Source organism: Streptomyces sp. PT12, from assembly GCF_003311645.1.
Classification (GTDB): Bacteria; Actinomycetota; Actinomycetes; order Streptomycetales; family Streptomycetaceae; genus Streptomyces.
In genome coordinates this window covers 1-370 of the sequence record NZ_QEST01000164.1, presented here as the reverse complement: position 1 = coordinate 370, position 370 = coordinate 1, and the positions used below count along the sequence as shown (strand labels likewise).

At 74.1% G+C, this 370-nt stretch carries 1 pseudogene; it reads left to right on the top strand.

Annotated elements, in window-relative coordinates:
• Positions 1–370, top strand: a pseudogene (locus tag DEH69_RS18850) (deoxyribose-phosphate aldolase); the annotation flags it as partial.

Sequence of the window (370 nt, the reverse complement as noted above, 5' to 3'; positions counted from 1 at the left end):
ACGACGTTGGAGGGGGCGGACACGCCGGGGAAGGTCAGGTCGCTGTGCGCCAAGGCGCTCCACCCCGACGCGTCGGACCCGGGCGTGCCGCGGGTCGCGGCCGTGTGTGTCTACCCCGACATGGTCCCGACCGCGGTGTCCGCGCTGCGCGGTAGCGGGGTGGGGGTGGCGTCGGTGGCGACGGCGTTCCCCGCGGGGCGCGCTCCGCTGGAGGCGAAGCTGATCGACACGCGCTCGGCGGTGGCCGCGGGGGCGAGCGAGATCGACATGGTGATCGACCGCGGGGCGTTTCTCGCGGGGGACTACCGGGCGGTGTTCGAGGAGATCGTGGCGGTGCGGGAGGCGTGTGGGGACGCGCATCTGAAGGTGA